Annotated in this window: 24 protein-coding genes; 15 read left to right on the forward strand and 9 right to left on the reverse strand. The window is 46.6% G+C overall.

Features of this window, described 5'->3' with window-relative positions; all coding sequences use genetic code 11:
• Positions 1-2: 2 nt before the first annotated feature.
• Together cyoA and K0625_RS12910 are read right to left on the reverse strand one after the other, a co-directional pair.
• The gene (gene cyoA, locus K0625_RS12905) at positions 3-929 is read right to left on the reverse strand and encodes a ubiquinol oxidase subunit II (protein ID WP_220110072.1); all 927 of its coding nucleotides are present in this window, start codon (positions 927-929) and stop codon (positions 3-5) included.
• A 178-nt stretch (positions 930-1107) separates the two neighbouring features.
• Entirely contained in the window at positions 1108-1497 is a 390-nt protein-coding gene (locus tag K0625_RS12910; protein WP_220110073.1) for a hypothetical protein, read from the reverse strand.
• A 456-nt stretch (positions 1498-1953) separates the two neighbouring features.
• Here K0625_RS12910 and K0625_RS12915 point away from each other — a divergent pair, with 456 nt between their 5' ends.
• The 5 genes from K0625_RS12915 (at position 1954) to cysE (ending at position 4088) form a co-directional block, all read left to right on the forward strand.
• Positions 1954-2280: a carboxymuconolactone decarboxylase family protein gene (locus tag K0625_RS12915; RefSeq protein WP_220110074.1), complete on the forward strand. Its 327-nt coding sequence runs from the start codon at positions 1954-1956 to the stop codon at positions 2278-2280.
• A complete protein-coding gene (locus K0625_RS12920) occupies positions 2243-2488 on the forward strand; it encodes a carboxymuconolactone decarboxylase family protein (RefSeq protein WP_220110075.1) in 246 nt (81 codons plus the stop codon). The genes K0625_RS12915 and K0625_RS12920 overlap by 38 nt, the downstream gene beginning before the upstream one ends.
• A 106-nt stretch (positions 2489-2594) precedes the next feature.
• Positions 2595-2849 (forward strand): DUF2024 family protein, encoded by a 255-nt coding sequence (locus K0625_RS12925; protein WP_220110076.1) that lies wholly within the window; start codon positions 2595-2597, stop codon positions 2847-2849.
• Positions 2850-2873: 24 nt separating this feature from the next.
• Positions 2874-3119 (forward strand): Rho-binding antiterminator, encoded by a 246-nt coding sequence (locus tag K0625_RS12930; protein WP_220110077.1) that lies wholly within the window; start codon positions 2874-2876, stop codon positions 3117-3119.
• 168 nt (positions 3120-3287) lie between these two features.
• Positions 3288-4088, forward strand: coding sequence for a serine O-acetyltransferase (gene cysE, locus K0625_RS12935; protein WP_220110078.1), 801 nt, complete (start codon positions 3288-3290; stop codon positions 4086-4088).
• A gap of 3 nt (positions 4089-4091) precedes the next feature.
• Here the strand turns inward: cysE and K0625_RS12940 are convergent, their stop codons facing one another.
• Both K0625_RS12940 and ilvY read right to left on the reverse strand, forming a co-directional pair.
• On the reverse strand, positions 4092-4895 hold the full coding sequence (locus K0625_RS12940) for a diguanylate cyclase (RefSeq protein ID WP_220110079.1): 804 nt from the start codon (positions 4893-4895) through the stop codon (positions 4092-4094).
• A gap of 177 nt (positions 4896-5072) precedes the next feature.
• Positions 5073-5945 carry an HTH-type transcriptional activator IlvY gene (gene ilvY, locus K0625_RS12945; protein ID WP_220110080.1) on the reverse strand — a complete coding sequence of 291 codons (873 nt, stop codon included), beginning with the start codon at positions 5943-5945 and terminating at the stop codon, positions 5073-5075.
• Positions 5946-6123: 178 nt separating this feature from the next.
• Between ilvY and ilvC the strand changes: the two genes are divergently transcribed.
• The 8 genes from ilvC (at position 6124) to K0625_RS12985 (ending at position 16406) form a co-directional block, all read left to right on the forward strand.
• The gene (gene ilvC, locus K0625_RS12950; RefSeq protein ID WP_220110081.1) at positions 6124-7605 is read left to right on the forward strand and encodes a ketol-acid reductoisomerase; all 1482 of its coding nucleotides are present in this window, start codon (positions 6124-6126) and stop codon (positions 7603-7605) included.
• Between the two features lie 279 nt (positions 7606-7884).
• Positions 7885-7980, forward strand: coding sequence for a hypothetical protein (locus tag K0625_RS12955; RefSeq protein ID WP_041417466.1), 96 nt, complete (start codon positions 7885-7887; stop codon positions 7978-7980).
• Between the two features lie 170 nt (positions 7981-8150).
• Positions 8151-9806: an acetolactate synthase 2 catalytic subunit gene (ilvG, locus tag K0625_RS12960; RefSeq protein ID WP_220110118.1), complete on the forward strand. Its 1656-nt coding sequence runs from the start codon at positions 8151-8153 to the stop codon at positions 9804-9806.
• Positions 9807-9863: 57 nt separating this feature from the next.
• The gene (gene ilvM / locus K0625_RS12965) at positions 9864-10118 is read left to right on the forward strand and encodes an acetolactate synthase 2 small subunit (RefSeq protein ID WP_012323090.1); all 255 of its coding nucleotides are present in this window, start codon (positions 9864-9866) and stop codon (positions 10116-10118) included.
• 91 nt (positions 10119-10209) lie between these two features.
• On the forward strand, positions 10210-11133 hold the full coding sequence (locus K0625_RS12970) for a branched-chain amino acid transaminase (protein ID WP_220110082.1): 924 nt from the start codon (positions 10210-10212) through the stop codon (positions 11131-11133).
• Positions 11134-11577: 444 nt separating this feature from the next.
• Complete coding sequence (gene ilvD / locus K0625_RS12975) at positions 11578-13428, forward strand: dihydroxy-acid dehydratase (protein ID WP_220110083.1); 1851 nt, start codon at positions 11578-11580, stop codon at positions 13426-13428.
• Between the two features lies 1 nt (position 13429).
• Positions 13430-14980, forward strand: a complete 1551-nt coding sequence (gene ilvA, locus K0625_RS12980; protein ID WP_220110119.1) for a threonine ammonia-lyase, biosynthetic — start codon at positions 13430-13432, stop codon at positions 14978-14980.
• A gap of 283 nt (positions 14981-15263) precedes the next feature.
• Complete coding sequence (locus tag K0625_RS12985) at positions 15264-16406, forward strand: pyridoxal-phosphate-dependent aminotransferase family protein (RefSeq protein WP_220110084.1); 1143 nt, start codon at positions 15264-15266, stop codon at positions 16404-16406.
• An 82-nt stretch (positions 16407-16488) separates the two neighbouring features.
• Here K0625_RS12985 and K0625_RS12990 read toward each other — a convergent pair whose 3' ends face one another.
• Positions 16489-17607, reverse strand: coding sequence for an MBL fold metallo-hydrolase (locus K0625_RS12990; protein WP_220110085.1), 1119 nt, complete (start codon positions 17605-17607; stop codon positions 16489-16491).
• A 131-nt stretch (positions 17608-17738) separates the two neighbouring features.
• On the opposite strand from K0625_RS12990, the gene K0625_RS12995 reads away from it, so the two are divergent.
• A complete protein-coding gene (locus K0625_RS12995) occupies positions 17739-18344 on the forward strand; it encodes a TetR/AcrR family transcriptional regulator (RefSeq protein WP_220110086.1) in 606 nt (201 codons plus the stop codon).
• Positions 18345-18790: 446 nt separating this feature from the next.
• On the opposite strand, the gene K0625_RS13000 is transcribed toward K0625_RS12995, so the two are convergent.
• On the reverse strand, positions 18791-20791 hold the full coding sequence (locus tag K0625_RS13000) for a TonB-dependent copper receptor (RefSeq protein ID WP_220110087.1): 2001 nt from the start codon (positions 20789-20791) through the stop codon (positions 18791-18793).
• A gap of 333 nt (positions 20792-21124) precedes the next feature.
• Between K0625_RS13000 and K0625_RS13005 the strand changes: the two genes are divergently transcribed.
• Positions 21125-21778, forward strand: a complete 654-nt coding sequence (locus K0625_RS13005; protein WP_220110088.1) for a 2OG-Fe(II) oxygenase — start codon at positions 21125-21127, stop codon at positions 21776-21778.
• Between the two features lie 254 nt (positions 21779-22032).
• Here the strand turns inward: K0625_RS13005 and K0625_RS13010 are convergent, their stop codons facing one another.
• The 3 genes from K0625_RS13010 to K0625_RS13020 form a co-directional block, all read right to left on the reverse strand.
• Positions 22033-22263: a hypothetical protein gene (locus tag K0625_RS13010; RefSeq protein ID WP_220110089.1), complete on the reverse strand. Its 231-nt coding sequence runs from the start codon at positions 22261-22263 to the stop codon at positions 22033-22035.
• 148 nt (positions 22264-22411) lie between these two features.
• Positions 22412-22702, reverse strand: coding sequence for a type II toxin-antitoxin system RelE family toxin (locus K0625_RS13015; RefSeq protein WP_220110090.1), 291 nt, complete (start codon positions 22700-22702; stop codon positions 22412-22414).
• Entirely contained in the window at positions 22692-22940 is a 249-nt protein-coding gene (locus K0625_RS13020; protein WP_220110091.1) for a type II toxin-antitoxin system Phd/YefM family antitoxin, read from the reverse strand. Before K0625_RS13020 ends, K0625_RS13015 begins: the two co-directional genes overlap by 11 nt.
• Between the last annotated feature and the right edge of the window lie 1142 nt (positions 22941-24082).

Consider the following 24082-nt stretch of genomic DNA (forward strand, 5'->3'; position numbering starts at 1 on the left):
GGTTATTCCCCCTTCTCATTGTTAAGAGATGCATCTATTGAAGGGTGTGACATCTCCATATGTTGTGCTTCATCCATTGGCATTGCCTTACTCATATGCATATATTGCATCACAACATGGTCAAACATGCCGTTACTGACTGAGCCATAATATTCAACAGGATTATTCTCACTAGGCTTGGCTAACTCAGCATAGCTTTGAGGGTCGAGCTTATTACCTTGGCGCTTAAGCTTAGCAACCCAAGCATCGAAGCTTGTCGCATCCGGTGTTGCTATCGCTTTAAACTTCATCCCCGCAAAGCCCGCTCCACTGTAGTTTGCTGAGATACCATCGAAGCTTCCTGGCTCATTGGCAATCAGGTGCAATTGAGTTGCCATCCCCGCCATAGAGTAGATTTGACTACCGAGCTGAGGGATAAAGAAAGAGTTCATCGCTGTGTCTGAGGTGATCTTGAAGTTCACCGGAACATTAACAGGAAATGCCAGCTCATTGACTGAGGCGACGCCAAGCTCAGGATAGATAAATAACCACTTCCAGTTCAGAGAGACCACTTCAACGGTTATCGGCTTAGCCTCATGTTCCAACGGCTTATAGGGGTCAAGATCGTGTGTCGACCCCCAAGTGATCACACCTAAAATAATCACAATCACAATTGGCATTAACCATACAACAATCTCTATGCTCTTTGAGTGTGCCCACTTAGGTGCATAAATTTCTTGCTCACGACCATCCCGATATTTCCACGCAAAAAATAACGTCATAAAAATAACTGGAATAACCACAATTAACATCAACAAGGTGGCCACAACAATGAGGTATCGCTCATCTATGCCTATCTGCCCCTTGGGATCCAGTACGCCGCCTTCACAACCGGACATCAACAAGATTGATGTAAGCATTGCGGCTTTACTTAAATTTCTAATTAACAAAGGAAGATTCCTCTAACCTTAAATCTCTACAGCCCTGCTTAAAATGAGGAGAGCCGCACTGTCATAGCGTTCAGATACAGATCAGATAAATATCAATCTGCGACCAGATAGCCTCAGCCAAATCGTTCGACGATCTGTCATGTAAGCGAACCGCTAAATGTTAAAACCAGAAAAAAGATTAAAGAGGAGGGGCGCGACAGCCGTGAGCCGTTTGCTCACATGAGGTAAATACAGGAGATGAAAAGCGAGGAAAGTCACTCACTAAGCTCAAGCCATTAATGAGTTTAAAAATAAAACTAATTAATCGCCAAAACTGATCAATAATCTGTGGGTTAACTAAGAATAAGCCAAATAAGCTCACTCCCAAACACTCAACAATCAGTCCATCACTTAGTGCAATGATCTCACTGATATCAAGATAGCCACCAAAAGTAACACTAGCGGCATCAGACAAACAGAGAAGAAATATTCCTCCTACAAGCACAGAGAAATTAGCCTTACCTGCATTGGAAAGCTTTACAACTGAATGTAATTTTTCAAAAAGGCGTTGATAAGGAGTCAATTTCAATACGTGTGCCCGACTGTGTCTAGAAGGTCTATATGATCGAATGAAAAACATTCACAGTGTGATATCACGCGGAGGATAACAATAAGCGAGTGATGAATGAAAGCCGATCAGGCCACTAAAATGGCTTTTATATTAAATAAACCTTAATTAAAACATAATTTAAACCATGAGTTTACGTTTTTTACTTTGTTGGATCTTTTTTGTGTCTCAAAAAATGCATTAGCGTGAGCTTGGTGTTGTTTTGGCTTGTTAGGTGATGACTCTTGTCACGATACCATGTTGGGTAAAAGCGAACTCAATAGGGTGATAGATTAATTTGAGCTGCTATTAAACCAATCTTAAATTATTATAGTTTCGACTCGAAACATATTTGACATTCAAATTATTTGTCTATAGATTATTTGTATCGATTCGAAACTAATTTCGAATTATCTTTAAACAAGTAATGAGGTTGACATGGCAAATTTACATCCAGTGGAGATCGCGAGTTCATCTGACGCGCAGCAGTTGTTATTTAAAAAGGTCGAAGGCGCATTTGGTACCGTACCTAATATGTTTAAAACCATAGGTCATTCATCGGCCGCACTTGAGAGCATGTGGACCTCTTTTGGTGCGCTGGGGAAGGGCAGTATCTCACCCGCTTTAGGGGAGCAGATAGCCGTATTAGTCGCGGACATCAACCGCTGTGAATACTGCCTCAGTGCACACAGTGTTAGGCAAAAATGCGGGAGTCACAAAAGAGGAGATGGAGTTAGCTCAACGTGGAGTGTCGAACGATCTTAAGGTACAAGCCGCACTCGACTTTGCGAAAAAGCTAGTTACTCAACATGGTCAAGTGAGCCGTGATGATATCGGTTTAGTGAAAAAAGCAGGATTTTCAGATGCTGAACTAGCCGAGATTTTAGCCCATGTTGCGTTGAACATCTTTACCAACTACACCAATGTTGCGTTCGATGTAGAAGTGGACTTTCCCAAGGTTAGTTTAAGTTGATATTGATGATAGTTAACTTGGTATTAATACCAACCAATATAAAGTAGTGCTATCACTCTGTTTAGCAGACAGGGTGATAGGCTGAAAGTGAAAGTAGGGAGCGGTTATGCAAGTCCATGTTTTTGATACACACGTAACGACTTTGGCGAAACAATATGTTCACTTCGATGTTTTGGTGGATGATAAAAACAGGGAAAAGGTGAAAGAGTATGCCAAGGTTTACCTTGATTCATTGGGCATTAATGTTGAGAGTATTAGTCAGTCTCGATGTGATTTCTGTCATTCTGAGATGGCAAACCCTGAAGTGATAGCGTCGATAGAGCAGCATGGGTTTTGTATTATTCCTTTGAAAATCGCTTAAGGAAACTTAAGCAAGGGGGCTTAAATGATTAAGTGCGATATCTACGATTACATTGAAGTTGCTTGTCTATACAAAATAGAGGTGCTGTTAACGCTGCACTCAGGTGAAGAGATTAAAGGTGTGGCAGACACGACGAGCATTAATGGTGATAAGCAGGAGTTTTTGGTGATTAAGCAGGGCACTGAGGCTCTGAATATAGAGTTGGTTAGCATTAAAAATATGAAAGCGTTAACACCTAACCCTCATTTTTCTAGCTTAGATATCTATTGATTTAATAGCCAGAGTCGTAGTTAGCTAATAATTATTCAATGTTTTAACGATAAAGCTAAAATTTGTTATGCCATATAGCCAATTGCTCTTATAAGCGGATGCTTTATCTGTGAATTAGGTTAAGATCTGCAGTCTTCCATCTATGCCGTCACAAAAGAGCTAAATACTATGCGCTATGAAGTTTGGGAACAGTTGAGAGTTGAAGCTAAAACTTTGGTCCAAAAGGAACCATTATTGGCCAGTCATGTATATTCATCTGTATTAAACCATGAGTGTTTAGGCTCAGCGTTAAGTTTTATTGTGGCGAACAAACTCTCTGATGGCGTGGTTTCTCCATTTACTTTTCGTGAGCTGTTTGACAAGGCATTTATTCATTGCGAGCAGATGCTAACTAATGTCGCAACAGATATTAAAGCGGTGAAAGAGCGAGATCCTGCGGTCGAGAGCTATCTAACCGTTTTGTTAAACCTTAAAGGGTTTCAGGCTATTCAAGTTCACCGTTTGGCCAGTTGTTTATGGCATCAAGGTCGAACTGAGCTGGCACAGTTTATTCAAAGCCGAAATTCAGAGGTGTTTGGTGTTGATATTCATCCCGCTTGCAAGATGGGAACAGGTATCATGTTTGACCATGCGACTGGGATTGTTATCGGTGAAACGGCTGTGATTGAAAATAATGTTTCACTGCTTCAGGGCGTAACGTTAGGTGGTACTGGTAACCAACAGGGAGATCGTCATCCGAAAATCCGTGCAGGTGTTTTAATTGGCGCAGGCGCTAAGGTTTTGGGCAATATCGAAGTCGGTGAGGGAGCGAAAGTCGGCGCGGGTTCAGTTGTGTTGGCTGACGTGGATGCCCACACGACTGTGGTTGGTGTTCCAGCTAAAGTTGTTGGTAAACCGGTATCGGCGTGTCCAGCTGAAACAATGGATCAGACCTTCTATGAGTCTGATGAGTGCCAGGGTCAGCCATAGCTTTTAATCTAAATGGCTTGAGTAGACGCGGTAGTTGCCGTCTGTGGCCTTGGCTTTATACATGGCGATATCGGCGTGCTTCATTATCTCTTTTTTGTTGGTACCATGTTTAGGGTACTCGGCAATGCCTATGCTTATGCCTATCACTAAGGCGTGATTTTCACATTGAATATCTTTGTTCAATGTCTCCTGTATCGCCTGACTTACCTCTATCGCTCCCTGCAATGTGATCCCTGGAAGTACCACTGCAAATTCATCTCCCCCAAGACGCGCCGCCACACCGCGTTTAGGGAGTATTCGTTGAATACGCTTAGCGACAACTTGAAGCACGTGATCCCCCTCAGCATGTCCTAAGGTGTCATTGACCATCTTAAAATCATTAAGATCCATCATTAAGCAGCTAAAAATATGATGTTCGTTGGAGATTAAACTATCTAACTCTTCATAAAATTGATGTCGGTTAGCTAGGTTAGTCAGTAGATCGTGGTGAGCTTGATAATGCTTTTCATGAATGGTCTGTTGCAGTTTAAAAATGGTCTCTTTACTCATTCTTGATATAACAAATACAAAGCCGCCTCCGCCACAGAATATGGTGGCGACGATAAGCTCAAGAGTGCCAATATCTCTGTCTATTAGCATCCAGATATAGCCTAGATAGCCGAAAATAAACATAAAGATCATGGTGAGCAACAAGACCCAGCCTTTATGTTGATGGTCGGGAATATTGCATATTTGATGAGTTGGCATTACGGCTGAGATCAGTCCCAGTAAACCAGTTATTACAAGTGCGATAGCGATATTGCTCATAAGCATTTTATATTGTTATATGTCTGAAATAACGGAGGTAGAACTTGGTTAGCGTAATAAGTATAGATGAAGATCTTATATCCGAAAGCTTGTTACTTGAGATAAATCGTAACGGATATGAATAACTAAAAATCAGCTATACAGAGTAGCAAGATACTATTTTAGACCTACTTTCCTCTATAAAACTTTCAAAAAAGCGGAGATGATAGGATCCTTCTGGCTCTTGGTTTTGCAGCAGCAACCGAGCTCGAACGGAGGGATCTCTATGGGTGAGGGGATGATTTGTATACGGTCTCGAACTGGGCTGTTATTGATCACGACATCTGGCGTGATACTGACGCCACATCCTAGCGCGACCATGGAGGCGATCGCCTCCTGACCCGAAACTTGAGCATAGATGTTTGGGCTAAGGCCTAGTTGTTTAAACCAGTTATCGACTCTGCGTCTACCCGGTCCATGTTCCGGCACAATAAAGGGCAGGCGATCCCAAGGAATATAAGATTCGCTAAGTAACTCCTGAACCTGACACCGATAGGTGGGGGCGATAATGACTAGAGGAACGTCGTCTATCTTGACGAAGTGCAGGCTATCGGGAAAGGGGTCTGGCAGGGCCGCAATCGCAACATCGGCGCGATTATTTTTCACTTCATTCACGGCATTCGCCGCATCACCTGTGGTGAGGGCTATCTCCACTAAGGGATGTTCTCGTCTAAAGCTGTCCAGTAGACCCGGTAGGTGACTATAGGCAGCAGTCACCGAGCAATAGAGGTTAAGCCTGCCCCTAAGCAGATCTTGCTTAGGGTCTATTTTTGTTTTGAGTTTGCTCCAGTGATCGAGTGTCTGCTCGGCAAAGTGTCGGTACTCAACGCCTGCACTGGTAAGGGCAACACTGCGGTTATCCCGCTGAAATAGCTTGGCACCCACCTCATCTTCTAGCCTCTGCATGGCGCGGCTGAGTGTCGAAGGGCTGACGTGCATCGCCTGAGCTGTGCGTGAGAAGTGCAGGCTTTCAGAAAGGTGCAGATAGAGTTTGATGGTTTTTATATCCACAGCGCAGGGCTACCTTACTCAATGAAACGAATCATCCATATTGCAATAATTGCAATACAGCGTTCCAAATATATCATTTTAAGCAATTAAAAGCATGCGCTATAGTGAATTCAATCACTGCTCAAGCAAGTGGGTTTGAGCAACTCCCCTAAATTCGAATCGAAAGGTGGTACATCAGATGGCTAACTATTTTAACTCTCTGAATTTGCGTCAACAACTGGAACAACTGGCTCAGTGCCGCTTTATGGATCGCAGTGAATTTAGTGAAGGTTGTGACTTCATTAAGGGTTGGAACATTGTCATCTTAGGTTGTGGTGCACAGGGCTTGAATCAAGGTCTTAATATGCGTGATTCGGGTCTGAACATCGCCTATGCACTGCGCGCTGAAGCGATTGAAGAGAAGCGTGCTTCATACCAAAAAGCGACAGGTAATGGTTTCCGTGTTGGTACGATTGAAGAGTTGATCCCTGAAGCCGACCTTGTACTTAACCTAACACCCGATAAGCAACACACAGATGCCGTAACTCGCGTGATGCCTCTGATGAAGCAAGGCTCGACGCTTTCATACTCTCATGGTTTTAATATCGTAGAGGAGGGGATGCAGGTTCGTGAAGATATTACAGTGATCATGGTTGCACCTAAGTGTCCAGGTACTGAGGTTCGCGAAGAGTATAAGCGTGGATTTGGTGTACCAACCTTGATTGCCGTTCACCCAGAGAATGATCCTAAAGGGCAAGGTTTCGATATCGCTAAGGCCTACGCAAGCGCCACTGGTGGTGACCGTGCAGGTGTGCTTCACTCATCATTTATTGCCGAAGTGAAGTCAGACTTAATGGGTGAGCAAACCATTCTTTGTGGCATGCTACAAACCGGTGCCATCCTTGGTTATGAGAAGATGGTTGCCGACGGTGTAGAGCCTGGTTATGCGGCTAAATTGATTCAACAAGGTTGGGAGACCACCACAGAAGCGCTAAAACATGGTGGTATTACCAACATGATGGATCGCCTCTCTAATCCAGCAAAAATTAAAGCGTTCGAGATGGCCGAAGAGCTTAAAGGTATTCTTGCTCCACTATTTGAAAAGCACATGGATGACATCATAGGTGGTGAGTTCTCTAAAACCATGATGGTTGATTGGGCAAATGATGATGCTAACTTGCTTAAGTGGCGCAAAGAGACGGGTGAAACAGCCTTTGAAAATGCGCCTCAAAGCGATGAGAGCATCGATGAGCAGACCTATTTTGATAAAGGTATCTTCCTTGTCGCTATGATTAAAGCCGGTGTTGAGCTTGCGTTCGATACTATGGTTTCGGCGGGTATTATCGAAGAGTCAGCTTACTATGAGTCACTACACGAAACTCCGCTTATCGCGAACACGATTGCACGTAAGCGCCTTTATGAGATGAATGTTGTTATCTCTGACACGGCTGAATATGGCTGTTACCTGTTTAACCATGCTGCCGTGCCTATGCTGCGTGAGTATGTGCAAAACATGTCTCCTGAGCTCCTTGGACGCGGACTAAGTGATAGCAGCAATGGTGTCGATAATCAGCGTTTAATTGAGGTTAACGCTGCGATTCGTGGAACTGGCGTTGAGAAAATCGGTGCCGAGCTTCGCGGTTACATGACAGCGATGCAGCGTATCGTCGAAGAGAAGTAATCTATTTCGAAAAGATACAGGCCCAATATTTAATTGGGCCTGATAATAAAAATACACAAAGATAAATAAAGTTAGTCATTGAAGTAAAAGATAATTTTATAAAGAGGTCAGGGTATTACTTTTGGTTGAAAATGCTAAAAATTGTTATCCATCTGGGCATTTATTCACTCAGGGTAAAAAGGTTTTTGTTGTGTTTTTTATTGGCTTTGTGTTATTGATTAATAACTCTTCGTTAGAAGATATCGAATTTAAGCAAACTAATTAGGAAACTGCTCAACTATGTTTAACCAAGCCGCCCTACTCATTATTGAGATTATTACCGTCGTGATTATTAAATCACAGCGGGGGCAAGGCATGGCATATCGACAAACCTAATTTAGGAAAAGATTGCAACCAACCCCCCGCTCCGAAAGGACCGGGGGGTTTTTCGTTTAAGGCTTACAGAAAATAAAGCTTTACCCTACAAATATAGAACTTAGTGAGATGGGTTCAGAAAATAGTGAGAGATGCAGATGGAACAAGGGCAGAATAAACAGGGTCAAATGATGCGCGGCGCCGATGCCGTGATCAAAGTATTAACCGCTCATGGTGTGACAAATATTTTTGGTTACCCAGGCGGGGCAATTATGCCGATCTATGATGCACTCTATGGTGCCCCCGTTGAACATCTGCTCAGTCGCCATGAGCAAGGCGCGGCTTTTGCTGCGCTGGGATACGCCAGAGCCAGCGGAAAAACCGGAGTTTGCTTTGCCACCTCAGGTCCTGGAGCCACCAATTTAGTTACCTCTCTCGCCGATGCATTACTCGATTCCGTCCCCGTTGTTGCTATCACAGGCCAAGTCTCTACTGCGGTTATCGGCACAGACGCTTTTCAAGAGATCGATGTTTTAGGTATGTCACTGTCTTGTACTAAGCACAGCTTTATGGTCACCGAGATGGACGAGCTAGTGCCAACGCTTTACAAGGCGTTTGAGATAGCAGCTTCTGGTCGCCCTGGCCCTGTATTAGTTGATATCCCTAAAGATATCCAGATAGGTATGCTGGAATATAAGACACCGCTTCAAGATCGTGTTGAGGAGCCCGAACTCGATACCGTTAAGCTAGATGATGCAGCCACGCTGCTGACTCAGGCTAAAAAGCCGATGCTCTATGTCGGTGGTGGTGTCGGTATGGCAAGTGCCGTAGAACCATTGCGGAAATTCATAAAAGTCACTGGTGTCCCCTCCGTTGCAACATTAAAGGGATTAGGCTCCATTGCTCATGACACTCCTGGCTATCTGGGGATGTTGGGGATGCACGGTTCAAAGGCGGCGAATATCGCTGTGCAGGAGTGCGATCTATTAATCGTGGTTGGTGCAAGGTTTGATGACCGAGTAACTGGGCGATTAGCTACCTTTGCAGAGCATGCCAAGGTGATCCATCTCGATATCGATGCCGCAGAGCTAGGAAAACTTAGATTACCTGAGGTAGCCATTGATGGCGATCTGCGTCAGATCCTGCCTGCTCTTGCCACTCCCCTCGATATAACGCCGTGGCAAGAGGAGATCGCCAGTTTAAAAGTGGAACATCAATGGAACTATGACAGGCCCGGTGAGCTTATCTTCGCCCCTGCCATGTTGAATCGTTTGGCTGATAAACTTCCCGATGACAGTGTTGTTTGTTGTGATGTGGGTCAGCACCAGATGTGGGTGGCGCAGCATATGTGGTTTCGTAAACCAGAAGATCACCTGTCGAGCGCCGGTTTAGGCACCATGGGTTTTGGTTTGCCAGCCGCTATTGGTGCTAAAGTTTCTCGCCCCGATGCTACTGTTGTCGCAGTGTCTGGCGATGGCTCCTTTATGATGAATGTACAGGAGCTGACCACCATCAAGCGTCGTAAGCTGGCGGTTAAAATCTTACTTATCGACAATCAAAAGCTCGGCATGGTCAAACAGTGGCAGCAGCTATTTTTTGAGGAGAGATACAGCGAGACAGACCTTTCTGACAATCCAGACTTTGTCACTATGTCATCGGCGTTTGATATTCCGGGGCGAACCATCACCACAAGTGATGAGGTGGAAGCGGCACTGGAACATTTAGTCAATTGCGATGGACCCTATCTGCTACATGTACGGATTGATGATGCGCATAACGTCTGGCCTCTCGTACCGCCAGGGGCGTGTAACAGAGATATGATGGAAGAGATGGACAAGTCGACTTAATAAGATGTTAGGCCGAGATATGACCCTATTTAAGAGCTGCATGATGGAGATACTGAGATGAAACATACCGTAAATTTAACCTTAGAACAGCGTCCAGAGGTGTTGGAGCGGGTGTTGAGAGTTGTCCGCCATCGTGGCTTTAAAGTCACCAAGATGAATATGAGTCTTGAGAGCGAAAAAGTGGCAGATTTAGATATGACAGTTGAGAGTGAGCGTGCCATTGAGCTGCTTACCAAGCAGTTGGATAAGCTTGTCGATGTACTTAGCTGTAATGCAAGCGAACACCGAGTGCCTGAGAGGCTCGTTAGTTAGCCGCCAAAAGTCAATAAGATCAAATTAACATAGAAATTAAATAAAGAGTGTCATCCCCCAGCAGTAACAGATAAGAGATTGAGGAAAAGATATGACCGCGAAGAGAGCTGAGTATATATGGTTTAATGGTGAGATCATGCCTTGGGGAGATGCCAAGGTGCATGTGATGTCCCACGGTTTACACTATGGTTCCTCTGTTTTCGAAGGGATCCGTGTCTACGATACTCATCTTGGCCCTGCAGGTTTTCGTCTTACCCCTCACGTTGAGCGCTTATATGACTCAGCTAAAATCTATCGCATGCCTATCCCCTACAGCTTCGATGAACTGATGCAGTCATGCACAGACATAGTAAAGAAGAACGATTTAAAAAGTGCTTATATCCGTCCGTTGGCGTTTTATGGTGATGTGGGAATGGGGATCACACCGCCGAAAGATGCGGTATGCGATGTGATGGTGGCGGCTTTCCCATGGGGAGCCTACCTAGGGGAAGACAGCATGGAAGCCGGTGTCGATGTCGCCGTCACTTCGTGGAACCGTTTAGCGCCCAATACCATTCCAACTGGCGCCAAAGCGGGTGGTAACTACCTCTCCTCAATTCAGATCTCCACCGAAGCTAAGCGTAATGGTTTCGATGAGGGGATAGCACTCGATGTAAATGGCCTCGTTAGTGAAGGTGCTGGTGCCAACTTATTTGTTGTAAAGAAAGGGAAAATTTACACACCGCCTGCCACAGCTGCTATTTTAATGGGCCTGACTCGCGACTCAATCATGGTGCTTGCCCGTGACTTAGGTTATGAAGTGGTGGAAGAGGCGATGTCGCGGGAGTTTCTCTATCTTGCCGATGAGATATTTATGACCGGCACCGCCGCTGAAATCGTCCCTGTACGCAGTGTCGACCGCATCGAAGTCGGTGAAGGTAAGCGAGGCGCCATTACCAAGCAGATCCAGCAGAGCTTCTTTGGCCTATTTGATGGCACCACCGAAGATAAATGGGGCTGGTTGGAAGTGCTTTAAAAGAAGGTCCTAGAAGCTAGGAATTGAGTAAAGACGAACACTTTGCTGACGGCTAGCGGAACGTTCGCAAGCTCACTGACGGAAAGATCGGAGAAGCAGGCCCGAGGTTCTAGGAAAAGCTAAGAAAGGTCCTAGGAAAGCGAAAGCTGAGACAAAGATTTCGTTAAGTGTTAGTGAAACACCCGCATCCCTAGACGTAAATATGAAAAATTGTTGATTAAAATTATTGTTTGGTAGGTCGGGCTTTAGCCCGTCAATCAAGGGTCTGTTATAAGGCTTGTCGGCATAAATACCGACCTACATACGCCAGAAAAATTAAGACGAAACATAGAAGCTGAGATCGATATCTTAGTACATAGAATTAAAATTGAAGGTCACAGCTAGGTAGTTTGATGCTAGAACCTAGAACCTAGAACCTAGAACCTGATTAAAAGGAAAATCGCAATGCCAAAACTACGTTCAGCTACCAGTACTCAAGGTCGTAACATGGCTGGAGCCCGCGCTTTATGGCGTGCAACTGGGGTTAAAGACAGTGATTTCGGTAAGCCGATTATTGCGATTTCAAACTCTTTCACTCAATTTGTGCCGGGCCATGTTCACCTAAAAGATATGGGCTCATTGGTGGCTGGTGCTATCGAAGAGGCGGGCGGTATTGCAAAAGAGTTCAACACGATTGCCGTCGATGATGGTATTGCCATGGGCCACGGCGGCATGCTCTATAGTTTGCCCTCTCGTGAGCTGATCGCCGACAGTGTTGAGTATATGGTCAATGCTCACTGCGCCGATGCGTTAGTGTGTATCTCTAACTGCGACAAAATAACCCCTGGCATGATGATGGCCGCGCTGCGCCTCAATATTCCAGTTATTTTTGTCTCTGGTGGCCCGATGGAAGCGGGTAAAACCAAGCTATCAGGGGATATCATCAAGCTAGATTTAGTTGATGCCATGGTGGCTGGGGCTGATGAACGCGTATCCGATGAGGATAGCGAGAAGATCGAGCGCAGTGCTTGCCCTACCTGTGGTTCATGTTCTGGCATGTTTACCGCCAACTCAATGAACTGTTTAACAGAAGCCTTAGGTCTGTCACTGCCGGGCAATGGCTCAATGCTTGCGACCCACGCCGATCGCCGTGAACTATTTTTAGAAGCGGGTCGCCGCATTATGGATCTGGCAACCCGTTACTATCAGCATGACGATGAGTCGGCGCTGCCTCGCAATATCGCTAACTTTAATGCCTTTGAAAATGCCATGACCTTAGATATCGCCATGGGTGGGTCAAGCAACACGGTACTGCACCTACTTGCTGGTGCTCAAGAAGCTAAAGTCGATTTCACTATGGATGATATTGACAGACTCTCTCGCAAGGTGCCTCATCTATGTAAAGTGGCGCCGTCGACGCCTAAGTATCATATGGAAGATGTCCACCGTGCTGGTGGTGTGATGGGGATTTTAGGTGAGTTAGACAGAGCAGGGTTAATTCACAACGATGCTTACCACGTTGCGGGCAATAGCCTCAAAGAGGTGTTAGCTAAGTGGGATATCGCCCAGAGCCAAGATGAAGCCGTGCGTAAGTTCTTCTCCGCAGGCCCTGCCGGTATTCCTACCACCAAAGCCTTTAGCCAAGATTGCCGCTGGGACAGCGTCGATGATGACCGTGAAGCTGGCTGTATTCGTAAGCGTGGGTTCGCTTTTAGCCAAGAGGGTGGCCTTGCGGTGCTTTCCGGCAATATCGCTCTCGATGGTTGTATCGTTAAGACCGCAGGTGTCGAGGAGGATAACCACACCTTTATCGGCTCGGCGCGAGTGTATGAGAGCCAAGATGATGCTGTTGCTGGGATCCTTGGCGGTGAAGTCGTCGCTGGCGATGTAGTGGTTATTCGCTACGAAGGGCCAAAAGGCGGTCCAGGTATGCAGGAGATGTTGTACCCCACCAGCTACCTTAAGTCTCGCGGTTTAGGTAAAGCTTGCGCGCTTATCACTGATGGTCGTTTCTCCGGTGGTACCTCAGGCCTCTCTATCGGCCATGTGTCGCCAGAAGCGGCAGCAGGTGGCACTATCGGGTTAGTTGAGACAGGCGATAGAATTGAGATAGATATTCCAGCTCGTTCAATCAAGTTAGCCATTAGTGATGTTGAGCTGGCTGCGCGCCGCACTGCCATGGAGTCTCGTGGTAAGCAAGCATGGAAGCCAGTTGATCGTGTTAGAGAGGTCTCATTGGCTCTTAAAGCCTATGCGCTACTGGCAACCAGTGCCGACAAAGGCGCGGTGCGAGATGTCAGTAAGCTGGAGGATTGATATGTTGGCATTAGCCTCAAAATCTAAGCTGGATTTAGCTCATTACTATCTGCAGAAGACCTTGCTCTCCTCTGTGTATGACGTTGCTAAAGTGACCCCGCTGTCGAGCCTGAATAAACTCTCGGCGCGTCTAGGTTGTCAGGTATTTCTTAAGCGTGAAGATATGCAACCTGTGCATTCATTCAAGCTGCGCGGCGCCTACAACAAGATGTCAGAGCTGACAGCACAGGAGTGCGAGTGCGGTGTGGTCTGCGCTTCGGCAGGGAACCATGCTCAAGGGGTCGCTATGTCAGCTGCCGCTCGTGGCATTAGTGCTGTGATTGTGATGCCGGAAACGACGCCAGATATCAAGGTCGATGCCGTGCGCCGCCTCGGTGGTGAAGTGGTACTGCATGGGCAAGCGTTTGATCAAGCGAACGCCTATGCACAGAATTTGGCTAAAACTGAGGGGCGCGTGTATGTGGCGCCCTTTGATGATGAGGCTGTCATTGCAGGGCAAGGCACCGTTGCGCAAGAGATGCTGCAACAGCAGCGCGACCTTGAGGTGGTGTTTGTTCCTGTGGGCGGCGGTGGCTTGATTGCGGGTATTGCAGCCTATTACAAAGCCGTGATGCCACAGGTGAAGATTATCGGTGTTGAGCCGGAAGATTCAGCCTGCTTAAAAGCCGCCCTTGAGGCCGACGAGCGAGTGGTACTGCCACAAGTGGGTCTGTTTGCTGACGGTGTGGCGGTGAAGCAGATTGGCGCAGAGCCCTTTAGGTTAGCCCGTGAGTATGTCGACAGTGTCGTGACAGTCACCTCAGATGAGATCTGTGCATCGGTGAAAGATATTTTTGAGGATACTCGCGCTATTGCTGAACCAGCGGGTGCTCTGGCGTTAGCTGGCCTGAAAAAATATATGGGCAGTGAAGGCAAAGGTGAGAAGGTGGCGGCGATTTTAAGTGGCGCCAATGTTAACTTCCATAGCCTACGTTATGTATCTGAGCGCTGCGAATTGGGCGAGAAGAAGGAGGCGATTCTAGCGGTTAAAGTTCCTGAGCGTCCCGGTATCTTTCTGCGTTTTTGTGAGTTACTCGAAAAGCGGGTCATGACAGAGTTTAACTACCGTTTTAGTAGCCGAGACAAAGCGGTGGTTTTTGCCGGGATCCGTCTCTCCCAAGGGCAAGAGGAGCTCGATGAGATCGTCGCTCGACTTGAGAGCGATGGCTTTGAGGTGCAAGACCTCTCCCATGATGAAACAGCCAAACTGCATGTGCGCTACATGGTGGGTGGACATCCACCAGAAGCGTTAGAGGAGCGTCTGTTTAGCTTCGAGTTTCCTGAGCATCCCGGCGCCCTGTTTAAGTTTTTGACTACCCTGCAGAGCAAGTGGAATATTAGTTTGTTCCACTATCGAAATCATGGCGCAGCCTATGGTCGAGTGCTCGCGGGCTTTGAAGTACCAGAGTCTGACAGTTTAGGGTTTCAACAGTTTCTAACTGAGCTTGGGTTTGTTTATCAGGAGGAGACCCAGAGTCCCGCCTATAAACTCTTCCTCGATAACAGGGATTAGAAAAGTTAGTAGTAAGGGACGCAATCGCGTCCTTTTTTATGTTATCTTAAATTTCAAACGCTAGTTTGAAAGATCCACTGTCGAAGGCTTAGTTAGTCTTAAGTCCAGTTGTGGTCAATATTGAGAATTAATAAGATGTCTAAAGGCACTGCGATAAAAACCATAATGAGTCGCTAGCAGTAGCAATTTAATACGTAGGGAATGGTATCGAGTCTTTAGTCTCGTTTACTTATCAAATAGTTAACCCTTTTTCTGTAAGAGAAGGCTTTATTGAGGAAGTAAGATGTTAGTAGCACCGAAAATCGACGCATTTAATCCCCCACGTAGAACCTTGATGGGCCCTGGTCCTTCAGATGTGTACCCAGAGGTGCTTGCTGCTCAAGCGCGGCCTACCATAGGTCATCTGGATCCACTGTTTGTGGCCATGATGGATGAGCTTAAATCCCTAATTCAATATGCCTTTCAGACTAAAAATGAGATGACCTTAGCCGTCTCTGCCCCAGGCTCTGCGGGTATGGAAACTTGCTTTGTTAACTTAGTTGAAGCGGGCGAAAAAGTGATTGTCTGCCGTAATGGTGTATTTGGCGAGCGTATGCGTCAGAACGTTGAACGCGTTGGTGCGACAGCTGTGATGGTCGATAATGAGTGGGGCGAGCCAGTATCGGTTAGCGATGTTGAGGCTGCACTCAAGGCTAACCCAGATGCTAGGTTCCTCGCCTTTGTCCATGCAGAGACCTCAACGGGAGCGCTTTCAGATGCAAAACGTTTATGTGCGCTTGCCAAACAGCATGATTGCCTGTCGATTGTTGATGCTGTGACCTCAGTCGGTGGCGTCGAGTTGCGCGTCGATGAGTGGGGAATAGATGCCATCTACGCGGGTAGTCAGAAGTGTCTATCTTGTGTGCCTGGCTTATCGCCTGTGTCGTTTTCACCTGCGGCGGTAGAGAAGATTAAAGCGCGTAAAACTCCAGTTCAGAGCTGGTTTCTAGACCAAACCTTAGTGATGGGGTATTGGAGTGGCAATGCGGCTGCTGGTGGTAAGCGTAGCTACCATCATACGGCTCCCGTTAACGCACTTTATGCACTTCACGAATCTTTGCGTCTGCTGGCCAATGAAGGGTTAGAATCGGCATGGCAACGTCACGCCGATATGCATCAAGTACTGCGCCAAGGTCTAGAGGGGCTAGGGCTCAAGTTTGTGGTTGATGAGGCTTCACGCCTGCCACAGCTTAATGCGGTATATATTCCTGAAGGCGTCGATGACGCCGCAGTACGTAACCAACTGCTGCAAAACTATAACCTTGAGATAGGTGCAGGTCTTGGTGCCCTAGCAGGCAAAGCATGGCGTATCGGTCTAATGGGCTTCGGTGCTCGCCGCGAAAACGTGGCTCTGTGTCTTAAAGCACTGGAAGATGTGTTGAACTAATTTTATTGATAAATGAAAGCCCCATTGGTGCAGTCCAATGGGGCTTTTTTTATACTTAATTAATACCAATCAGTAATTAGGCCTACAATGCCAGTGCCATCTCCCTTTGGGTCTCTGTTCTCCACCAATACTCTGTAGCGCTTAGCTGGTTGCTGTTTTTTAGTGTTAAGCCTTGCCCCATCATAGGTGTTGCCAGCTTTACATCCGCGTCATTAGCGAGCTTAACGATGCGCTCTAATGGTTCATACCAAGAGTGAAAGGCGAGGTCGAATGTGCCATTATGAATTGGCATCATGGTCTCCCCTCTTAGGTCGATATGGGCTTGAAGGCTCTGCTCCGGCGTCATATGTATGGTTGGCCAATCGGTATCGTAGGCGCCAGTTTCAACCATGGTCAAAGTGAAGGGGCCAAAACGATCGCCAATCTCCTTAAAGCCTGCAAAGTAGCCTGAGTCGCCACTAAAATAGATCTTGTTCTGCTGCGACTCAATCACGTATGAGGCCCACAGCGTCTCATTTTTATCGAATATGCCACGACCGGAAAAGTGTTGAGTCGGTGTCGCTGTGATCTTAGTGCTACCCAGATTAAAGGACTCCCACCAATCCAGAGACTGAACCTTGTTTGCCGCTACGCCCCATCTCAATAGGTGTTTATCGACTCCCAAAGGCACGATAAATTGGGTCGATGTAGAGGCTAAGTGCTTTATGGTCGCCTTATCTAAATGATCATAGTGATCGTGGCTGATCAGTACGCCATCTATCTCAGGCAGATCTTCAAGTGAGATAGGCGTTGGGTGAAAACGCTTAGGGCCAATAAAGCTAAAGGGAGAGGCGCGATCACTAAATACCGGATCGATAAGCCATCTCTTTCCATCAAGCTGCATAAAAATACTCGAGTGACCCAGACGGATCACCCTATCTTCGTCGCTGGGTAGCTCCATTAACAGTTTACTGGTGAGCTCCACAATTGGTTGCATTTGCTCAGGCTTGGCATCGATTCGCTTCTCTGTGGCGTAACGCATTAACAGCGGCAAAATTGCAGTCTCTTCAGTGAAGTCAGCTGCGGTGTTGATGTAACCCCCCTTGCCACTGTGGTGTGCACCTTTTGCGTTAGTAATACTTGGCTCAATTGAAGATGTGGTCATGGTTAGCATGGCGCCTCCGAAAATTAACGTTAGGGTGATAGCAATGAGTGATTTCATTATCTGTCCATCTATTTAGTTAAATAAAGTAAACTATACGGTGTAGTTTACTTAAATTGATGCAAAAGTAAACTGGTCAGTGTAAAATAATGGTGTGCTATTGTTGTTATGAAAAGTAAGAGACTGAAATAATGGATAAAAAAATATCACGTTCTGAGCTGAAACGTAGTGCAATCATCTGTGCTGCCATGTCTGAGTTTCAGACTAAAGGGTTTAAAGCGACCAGTATGGATGATGTGGCCAAGCGTGCTGAGGTGTCTAAGCGTACGGTTTATAATCACTTTTCAAGCAAAGAAGCACTGTTTAGTGCAATCATTTTGGAGATGATGGCACTCTTGTGTGCATTTGAGCATTTTGCCTTCTCAGATGATGTTGCTCTTGAGGTTCAGCTAGAAAAGCTGGTGGACATAGAGATTGAGCAGTTAAAGTCTCAGGCATTTATGGATATGGCCAGAGTGATTATCGCCGAAGCCGTACACTCCCCAGAGCTGATCCAAGGTGCAATGGATGAATTTAATAAACAGGAAACACCGCTGAACACTTGGTTTCAAGCCGCTTTAGAAGCTGGAGCGCTTAAGGGTCAAAGCCATGAGATCATAGTGACGCAATTTGTTGGGGTGATTAAGGCCTTCTGTTTTTGGCCTCAGTTGCTGCAAGGGGCTGCATTTCCCTCAGATGAGGAGGTGGTAGCGATAAAGAAAACAGTGGTTGAGATGGTATTGAAGCAATACAGCTAGTGTATTGCTTCAACGAGTTCAGTGAGTTGATTTAAGTAGGCGTTAAAAAGTGTAGTCTAACTTTACCCAAGCGGTTCGAGCTGGTTCATGTGGTTTTGATTACATAGACTCGCTGCCATGTTTAGCAGTGAGTTGATTTAAGTAGGCGTTAAAAAGTGTAGTCTAACTTTACCCAAGCGGTTCGAGCTGGCTCATGTGGCTTTGATTACATAGACTCGTTGCCTGTATCTGGCAGTCTGTTAGCTTAAAAAGTGTAATCAAGTTTCACCCAAGCGGTTCGAGCTGGCTCATGTGGTTTTGATTACATAGACTCGCTGCCATGTTTAGCAGTGAGTTGATTTAAGTAGGCGTTAAAAAGTGTAGTCTAACTTTACCCAAGCGGTTCGACCTGGCTCATGTGGCTTTGATTACATAGACTCGTTGCCTGTATCTGGCAGTATGTTAGCTTAAAAAGTGTAATCAAGTTTCACCCAAGCAGTGCGGCCTGGCTCATGAACCTGAAACATAGGCTCGCTGCCCGGTACATCATTGCCTGCACCAGAGCGACTAATATGCTCGGCGTAGGTGATATCGAAAAGGTTCTCAATACCTAGGCTAACCAAGATGGCATCGCCATGTTTCCAGGTGCCATTAACCGCCAAGGTGCCAAAGCCACTGCTCTCTCCTAAGTCTTGCCCTGAGATATTACCCTGTCCGATACTCACTCTGTCTTGAGCGGCGACCACGCGCCACAGTAATCCTGCGGTCCAGTTGCCATCTTGGTAATCCAGCGAGAGTCGCCCCTCTAATGGTGGGATCTGCCCCAGTGGAACATCTTGGCTATCATTCTGGCCTCGGCTATAGCTTAGAGTCGTTTGCGCTGAGAGGTTATCGCTGAAGGGGTAACTGATGCCGAACTCACCACCCCAAACCGTGGCGTCGATATTGTATGCGGACGCGCTCTTAGTATTGGCATCGATAAGAATATAGTCATCTATTTGGCCGTAAAAGAGCGAGCTTGAAAGCTCAATATCAGCTTGGTATATCCAGCCGATATCCATCTGAGTCGTTTTCTCTGGCTCTAGATTAAAGGCTTTTTCTGTCTTATTTGCAGCATAGTTTTCTGAGCTGGATTTCATTATCTCCCAATAATCTGGGATCCTCTGTGCATGGCCAGCTCCTAGGTAATACTGGCTATTGCCGCTTAGGAGTTCGTAACGTAAAAATCCGCTGTAGAGTTCGTCGGTGCGCTTGCCTTGTTGGGCAACAAAAAGCTCGGTTTGCCAATGATCGAATCTAAGGCCCGATAACAAGGTTCCTGCTCCCATATCAAGACTTGCCTCGATAAACAGGCCACTATTCTCATAGCGCATATTATCGTTAAAAGGTTTTGAGAGTAGGTCATCGAGCCCAAAGTCAACATCAGCAGTGATGGCGCGCCCCTCGTGAGCGCTAGACATATAGTCAACCCCAGCAGTTGCCTGCCAGTTGTCACCTAAGGTGAGATCTAGCCACAGATGACCACCATAAGTGCTTCGGCGAACATTGCTGCCAGCGTTCACCCCTTGGTCAAACTGATCCATAATATGATCGTTCTCATTGGTGTACGCCTGAAACTCGAGACCGTTAATCAACTCATGGTCAAATTCGAATTGAGCCAGAAGGGTGAGGTTCTCATTGCTGATCTCGCGGGCTTTGTTGGCTCTGTCGGCATACTCGGCTTCACCGCTAGACTGGCCGTAAGCCAGTTCGATAACGCTGCTATCTGTTGGCGTCCACCCTAGTGCTAGGTTGTAGTTATTTCTGTCGTAGCTGGATTGAACGCTGTTGCCACTGCCATCTTGGTAATGGTCGCTGCTCGACTGGTTTATATCGAGATCTAAGTAGTGCTTCTCATCGCCGGCTTTTAGCTCAACTAAGTAGTCCCTTCTGTCGGCGCTTCCCCCTGTGATACTGGCACGCCCCTCCATATCTTGTTCGCTAAAACTGTGGCGATCTTTTTCAAACAGAACGGTTCCTGTTGAGCCAACTGGGCCATATTTCACCGTCTGCGGCCCTTTGATCACGGTAATATTGTCATAGGCCTCTGGATAGATGTACGCGGTAGGGGGATCCATGCGTCCGCCGCAGGTGCCGTAAACATGTTGGCCATCATCGACGATACTAAGTCGCGAACCGCCCAATCCCCTCAGAGAGGGGTCGCCACCTGCGCCGCCTTTGCGACCTATGCTAAAACCGGGAATGGTTTTAAGAAAGCCAGCGCCATCATAGGCGGGCAGAGGCAATCTTGGTTTCTTAGGGTCGGTAAACACCTTCGCGGGCTCACGCATCAGCTCACCAGTGACGACAATATGCTCATCGCAGCTATCTTGCTCACAGCCTTGAGTGTCAGCAAAGGTGCTAAAGGGGGATAAGATGCAGCTACTTGCGGTGAAGATCGAAGTTAATATCTGTTTGTGCCGGTTCATTGCCAGACTCGGTTCTTAAAATGTGCGCTCTTTTTCGCAGATTTATCGCTTATTAACAAAGGGTAAGCGCATGAGTGCGACAATGTGTCACAGCCAATAATGATGGCGGTCACAGTTTTAAGGGCGGATAGTTAGCTGCCGATTTTTAACTGTATTCGATGCCGAGTTTACTGGCCTATATCAGGGAGGTCTATTTGGGAAAATATAGGGTTAATTATGATTAATCTTTAATCTAAAAAGCTTGCTTAAAAATCACAATATCACTAATCTCCACGCCCCTTTGGAATTCGTAAGAAAACACCCGGTTTTCTTCTCCTTCATATTGAGTAAAACATGGCGCTACATACAGGGCTAGAGATAGATCCGAACGTGGATCAATACACTTCATTATTTGAATCAATCGTACAAGATGTTGCTGATAATGGTTACAGCATTAAAACCAACGCCTTACCGGTTGAACTGGCTCAAAAACTGAGTGCACGAGCGCAAGCCATATCAGACACCCACTTTAAAGCCGCTGGCATAGGTCGAAGCAATGAGCTGATGTTAGATACTCAGATCCGCAGCGACGAGATCTGTTGGATTGTTGGCGACAGTGAGCTCGGTGCCAGCTGGTTAAACTGGGTTGAGGGACTGAAACAGTACGTCAACCGCACGCTATTTTTGGGACTTGATGAGTTTGAAAGTCACTTTGCTCACTATAGCGAAGGGGATTTTTATCAAAAGCATAAAGACGCTTTTCGTGGTGAATCAAACCGAATTCTAACCTTAGTGGCATACCTCAATGAGGATTGGAGTGAAGAGTGTGGCGGCGAGCTTCTGGTCTATCCCGATGACTCAGATGAGGTGATAGCCAAAGTAGCTCCTCATTTCGGCACTATTGTGGTCTTTATGAGTGAAGAGTTCCCCCATGAAGTACTGCCAGCTAAGTGCGATCGCTACTCTATCGCCACTTGGTTTAGACGTAAGTCAGATAAGTTGAGTTAGGCTAAGAAGGGCGGCACTTTGTGCCTGCGAGAGCGCTGTGCTTCGAGGTCGTTCGCAGGCTCACTACTAGGACGCTACGCTGCGATAAGTTCAAGAGATAGATGCTGTTGATCTTCTCAGTGACCTCTGTGGTGGATCGCTTTTATTTTGGTGTTTTGAAGAAGGGCGGCACTTTGTGCCTGCGAGTATGATGCGCTTCTAGTTTCGAGTTAAAAGATGTTAAAGAAAGAGCTGTCTCACCACAGAGCGCTGCGCTACACGGAGTTCACGGAGGAAAAACTGGAGGTTGGAGCAAAGTGCCTAGGACGGCACTGCGTGCCTGCGAGGTCGTTCGCAAGCTCACTACTAGGACGCTGCGCTGCGATAAGTTCAAGAGATAGATGCTGTTGATCTTCTCTGTGACCTCCGTGTTCTCTGTGGTGGGTCGCTTTTATCTTGGTGTTTTGAAGAAGGACGGCACTGCGTGCCTGCGAGGTCGTTCGCAAGCTCACTACTAAGACGCTGCGCTGCGATAAGTTCAAGAGATAGATGCTGTTGATCTTCTCTGTGACCTCCGTGTTCTCTGTGGTAAATCGCTTTTATCTGGGTGTTTTGAAGAAGGGCGGCACTTTGTGTCTGCGAGAACGTTCGCAATTAGTCGTTTAGTCTTGTCATCGCTTTTTTATACACATCACTGCGCTCGCGTTTGCCAACGGCAAGGACAGTTACAATGACCACGTCATCTTGCACTTGGTACACTAAGCGGTAGCCAGATTGGCGTAATTTGATCTTGTACATGTTATCTGTGCCAGATAACTTGGCCGCAGGAACGTGTGGATTCGTTAAGCGCTCAATGAGCTTCTTCTTAAATTGTTTTTGTAATGTCGAACCGAGCTTTTTCCACTCTTTAAGAGCGCTTACTTTAAATTCGAGATTATAGGTCATCGATACTGACCGAAACGCTGGCTTCAGACTCTCGCTCTTTCGCTATAATTTGCAGCTCAAGATCTTCAAGTTTATCCATCATCATTTCGTATGCTTCAGCAGGCACGCAGTAAAATGCGGGCTCATTTCGGTTTAATACTGCTACTGGCTCACCATAGCCACTTAATGCGACTTTCATAGGGTTCGTTTTCAACTCTGTAATGCTTGCAGCAACATCAGACAATATTCTAGAGGTCATTTAATCGGTCCATTAATAGGTCTTCTATCTGGTCATTTTAGTAGCAGTCAAATGGTATAGCAAGGCATTTAGCGGAGACCTGCTAGGGCGACTCACTTGAGTACGGAACGCTTCGCTTACGGAATAGCCTATGGCTACAGGAACGCATTGCTTACAGTTGAAGCAACACTGAGCATTTGCCATTGCCGTCATCCCGGGCTTGTTCCGGGATCCATTCTTTTGAACTTAAGCGATGAAAGGCGGGCTGCTATAAATTCAAGAGATAAAGGCTTTAGTTGTTGCCGTTGCACTTCTCCGTGGCCTACGTGGTGAATAGCATTTATCTTGGTGTTTTAAAGAAGGGCGGCACTTTGTGCCTGCGAGGTCGTTCGCAGGCTCACAGCGCTGGTTTTCTGCTTGATGGTTGTCCCATCATTTGGTCCGTTATATTTTGCTTTCTTGATATCGGGTGAGGTGTTGAAGGCCATACCTTCATTGTGATCTATAACCTGCGGTGAGCGAATGTGTAGATACTTCTGCGAGACGCTGTGAAGCCATCCCTGGCCGCTTTACGGTTTCATCCCTGAAACCGAAACTCGCAGCTGCATCTACACTGGTTGTTGAACAGAAAAGGTATCTCTTCGATTTGGCTTTCTTATTGTTTTTTCTGCTTTTGATTTTCTCAGTGGCCTACGTGTTCTCAGTGGTGAATCGCTTTTATCTTGGTGTTGTTATGAGAGTCGGGCTTCGCCCTGCGAGGTCGTTCGCAGGCTCACTGCTAGGACGCTACGCTTCGAGAGCAGTCTCACCACGGAGCGCTGCGCTACACAGAGTCCGCGGAGGAAAGGCTGGAGGTAGAAGCAAAGAGGCTTTTGTTTGTGCTCCTCTCTGTGGCCTACGTGTTCTCAGTGGTAAATCGCTTTTATCTTGCTGTTTTGAAGAAGGACGCTGTGCTGCTAGTTTCGAGTTAAAAGTCTTTAGAGCAAGAACAAAGGTTAGAGCGCCTTATCACACAGATCACGAGGAAAGGCTGGAGGGGGAAAAGCTGTATTTCGTTTGCTAATCGCTGTTAATGACTCTGTTTAAATTCTTCTAAGGCTCTTCACTCTGCTAACTCCGCTTGAGCTGAAATCTGGAGCTAGGTTAGTGATTGCTTAAGTAAC

Origin of the sequence: Shewanella nanhaiensis, from assembly GCF_019457885.1 — a bacterium.
Lineage (GTDB): Bacteria > Pseudomonadota > Gammaproteobacteria > Enterobacterales > Shewanellaceae > Shewanella > Shewanella nanhaiensis.

Excerpts from the sequence above, each read along its gene's own strand:
- K0625_RS12915 (WP_220110074.1), top strand. The coding sequence starts at position 1,954 with ATGGCAAATTTACATCCAGTGGAGATCGCGAGTTCATCTGACGCGCAG.
- K0625_RS12920 (WP_220110075.1), top strand. The coding sequence starts at position 2,243 with ATGGAGTTAGCTCAACGTGGAGTGTCGAACGATCTTAAGGTACAAGCC.
- K0625_RS12925 (WP_220110076.1), top strand. The coding sequence starts at position 2,595 with ATGCAAGTCCATGTTTTTGATACACACGTAACGACTTTGGCGAAACAA.
- K0625_RS12930 (WP_220110077.1), top strand. The coding sequence starts at position 2,874 with ATGATTAAGTGCGATATCTACGATTACATTGAAGTTGCTTGTCTATAC.
- cysE (WP_220110078.1), top strand. The coding sequence starts at position 3,288 with ATGCGCTATGAAGTTTGGGAACAGTTGAGAGTTGAAGCTAAAACTTTG.
- K0625_RS12940 (WP_220110079.1), bottom strand. The coding sequence starts at position 4,895 with ATGAGCAATATCGCTATCGCACTTGTAATAACTGGTTTACTGGGACTG.
- ilvC (WP_220110081.1), top strand. The coding sequence starts at position 6,124 with ATGGCTAACTATTTTAACTCTCTGAATTTGCGTCAACAACTGGAACAA.
- K0625_RS12955 (WP_041417466.1), top strand. The coding sequence starts at position 7,885 with ATGTTTAACCAAGCCGCCCTACTCATTATTGAGATTATTACCGTCGTG.
- ilvG (WP_220110118.1), top strand. The coding sequence starts at position 8,151 with ATGCGCGGCGCCGATGCCGTGATCAAAGTATTAACCGCTCATGGTGTG.
- ilvM (WP_012323090.1), top strand. The coding sequence starts at position 9,864 with ATGAAACATACCGTAAATTTAACCTTAGAACAGCGTCCAGAGGTGTTG.
- K0625_RS12970 (WP_220110082.1), top strand. The coding sequence starts at position 10,210 with ATGACCGCGAAGAGAGCTGAGTATATATGGTTTAATGGTGAGATCATG.
- ilvD (WP_220110083.1), top strand. The coding sequence starts at position 11,578 with ATGCCAAAACTACGTTCAGCTACCAGTACTCAAGGTCGTAACATGGCT.
- ilvA (WP_220110119.1), top strand. The coding sequence starts at position 13,430 with ATGTTGGCATTAGCCTCAAAATCTAAGCTGGATTTAGCTCATTACTAT.
- K0625_RS12985 (WP_220110084.1), top strand. The coding sequence starts at position 15,264 with ATGTTAGTAGCACCGAAAATCGACGCATTTAATCCCCCACGTAGAACC.
- K0625_RS12990 (WP_220110085.1), bottom strand. The coding sequence starts at position 17,607 with ATGAAATCACTCATTGCTATCACCCTAACGTTAATTTTCGGAGGCGCC.
- K0625_RS12995 (WP_220110086.1), top strand. The coding sequence starts at position 17,739 with ATGGATAAAAAAATATCACGTTCTGAGCTGAAACGTAGTGCAATCATC.
- K0625_RS13000 (WP_220110087.1), bottom strand. The coding sequence starts at position 20,791 with ATGAACCGGCACAAACAGATATTAACTTCGATCTTCACCGCAAGTAGC.
- K0625_RS13005 (WP_220110088.1), top strand. The coding sequence starts at position 21,125 with ATGGCGCTACATACAGGGCTAGAGATAGATCCGAACGTGGATCAATAC.
- K0625_RS13015 (WP_220110090.1), bottom strand. The coding sequence starts at position 22,702 with ATGACCTATAATCTCGAATTTAAAGTAAGCGCTCTTAAAGAGTGGAAA.
- K0625_RS13020 (WP_220110091.1), bottom strand. The coding sequence starts at position 22,940 with ATGACCTCTAGAATATTGTCTGATGTTGCTGCAAGCATTACAGAGTTG.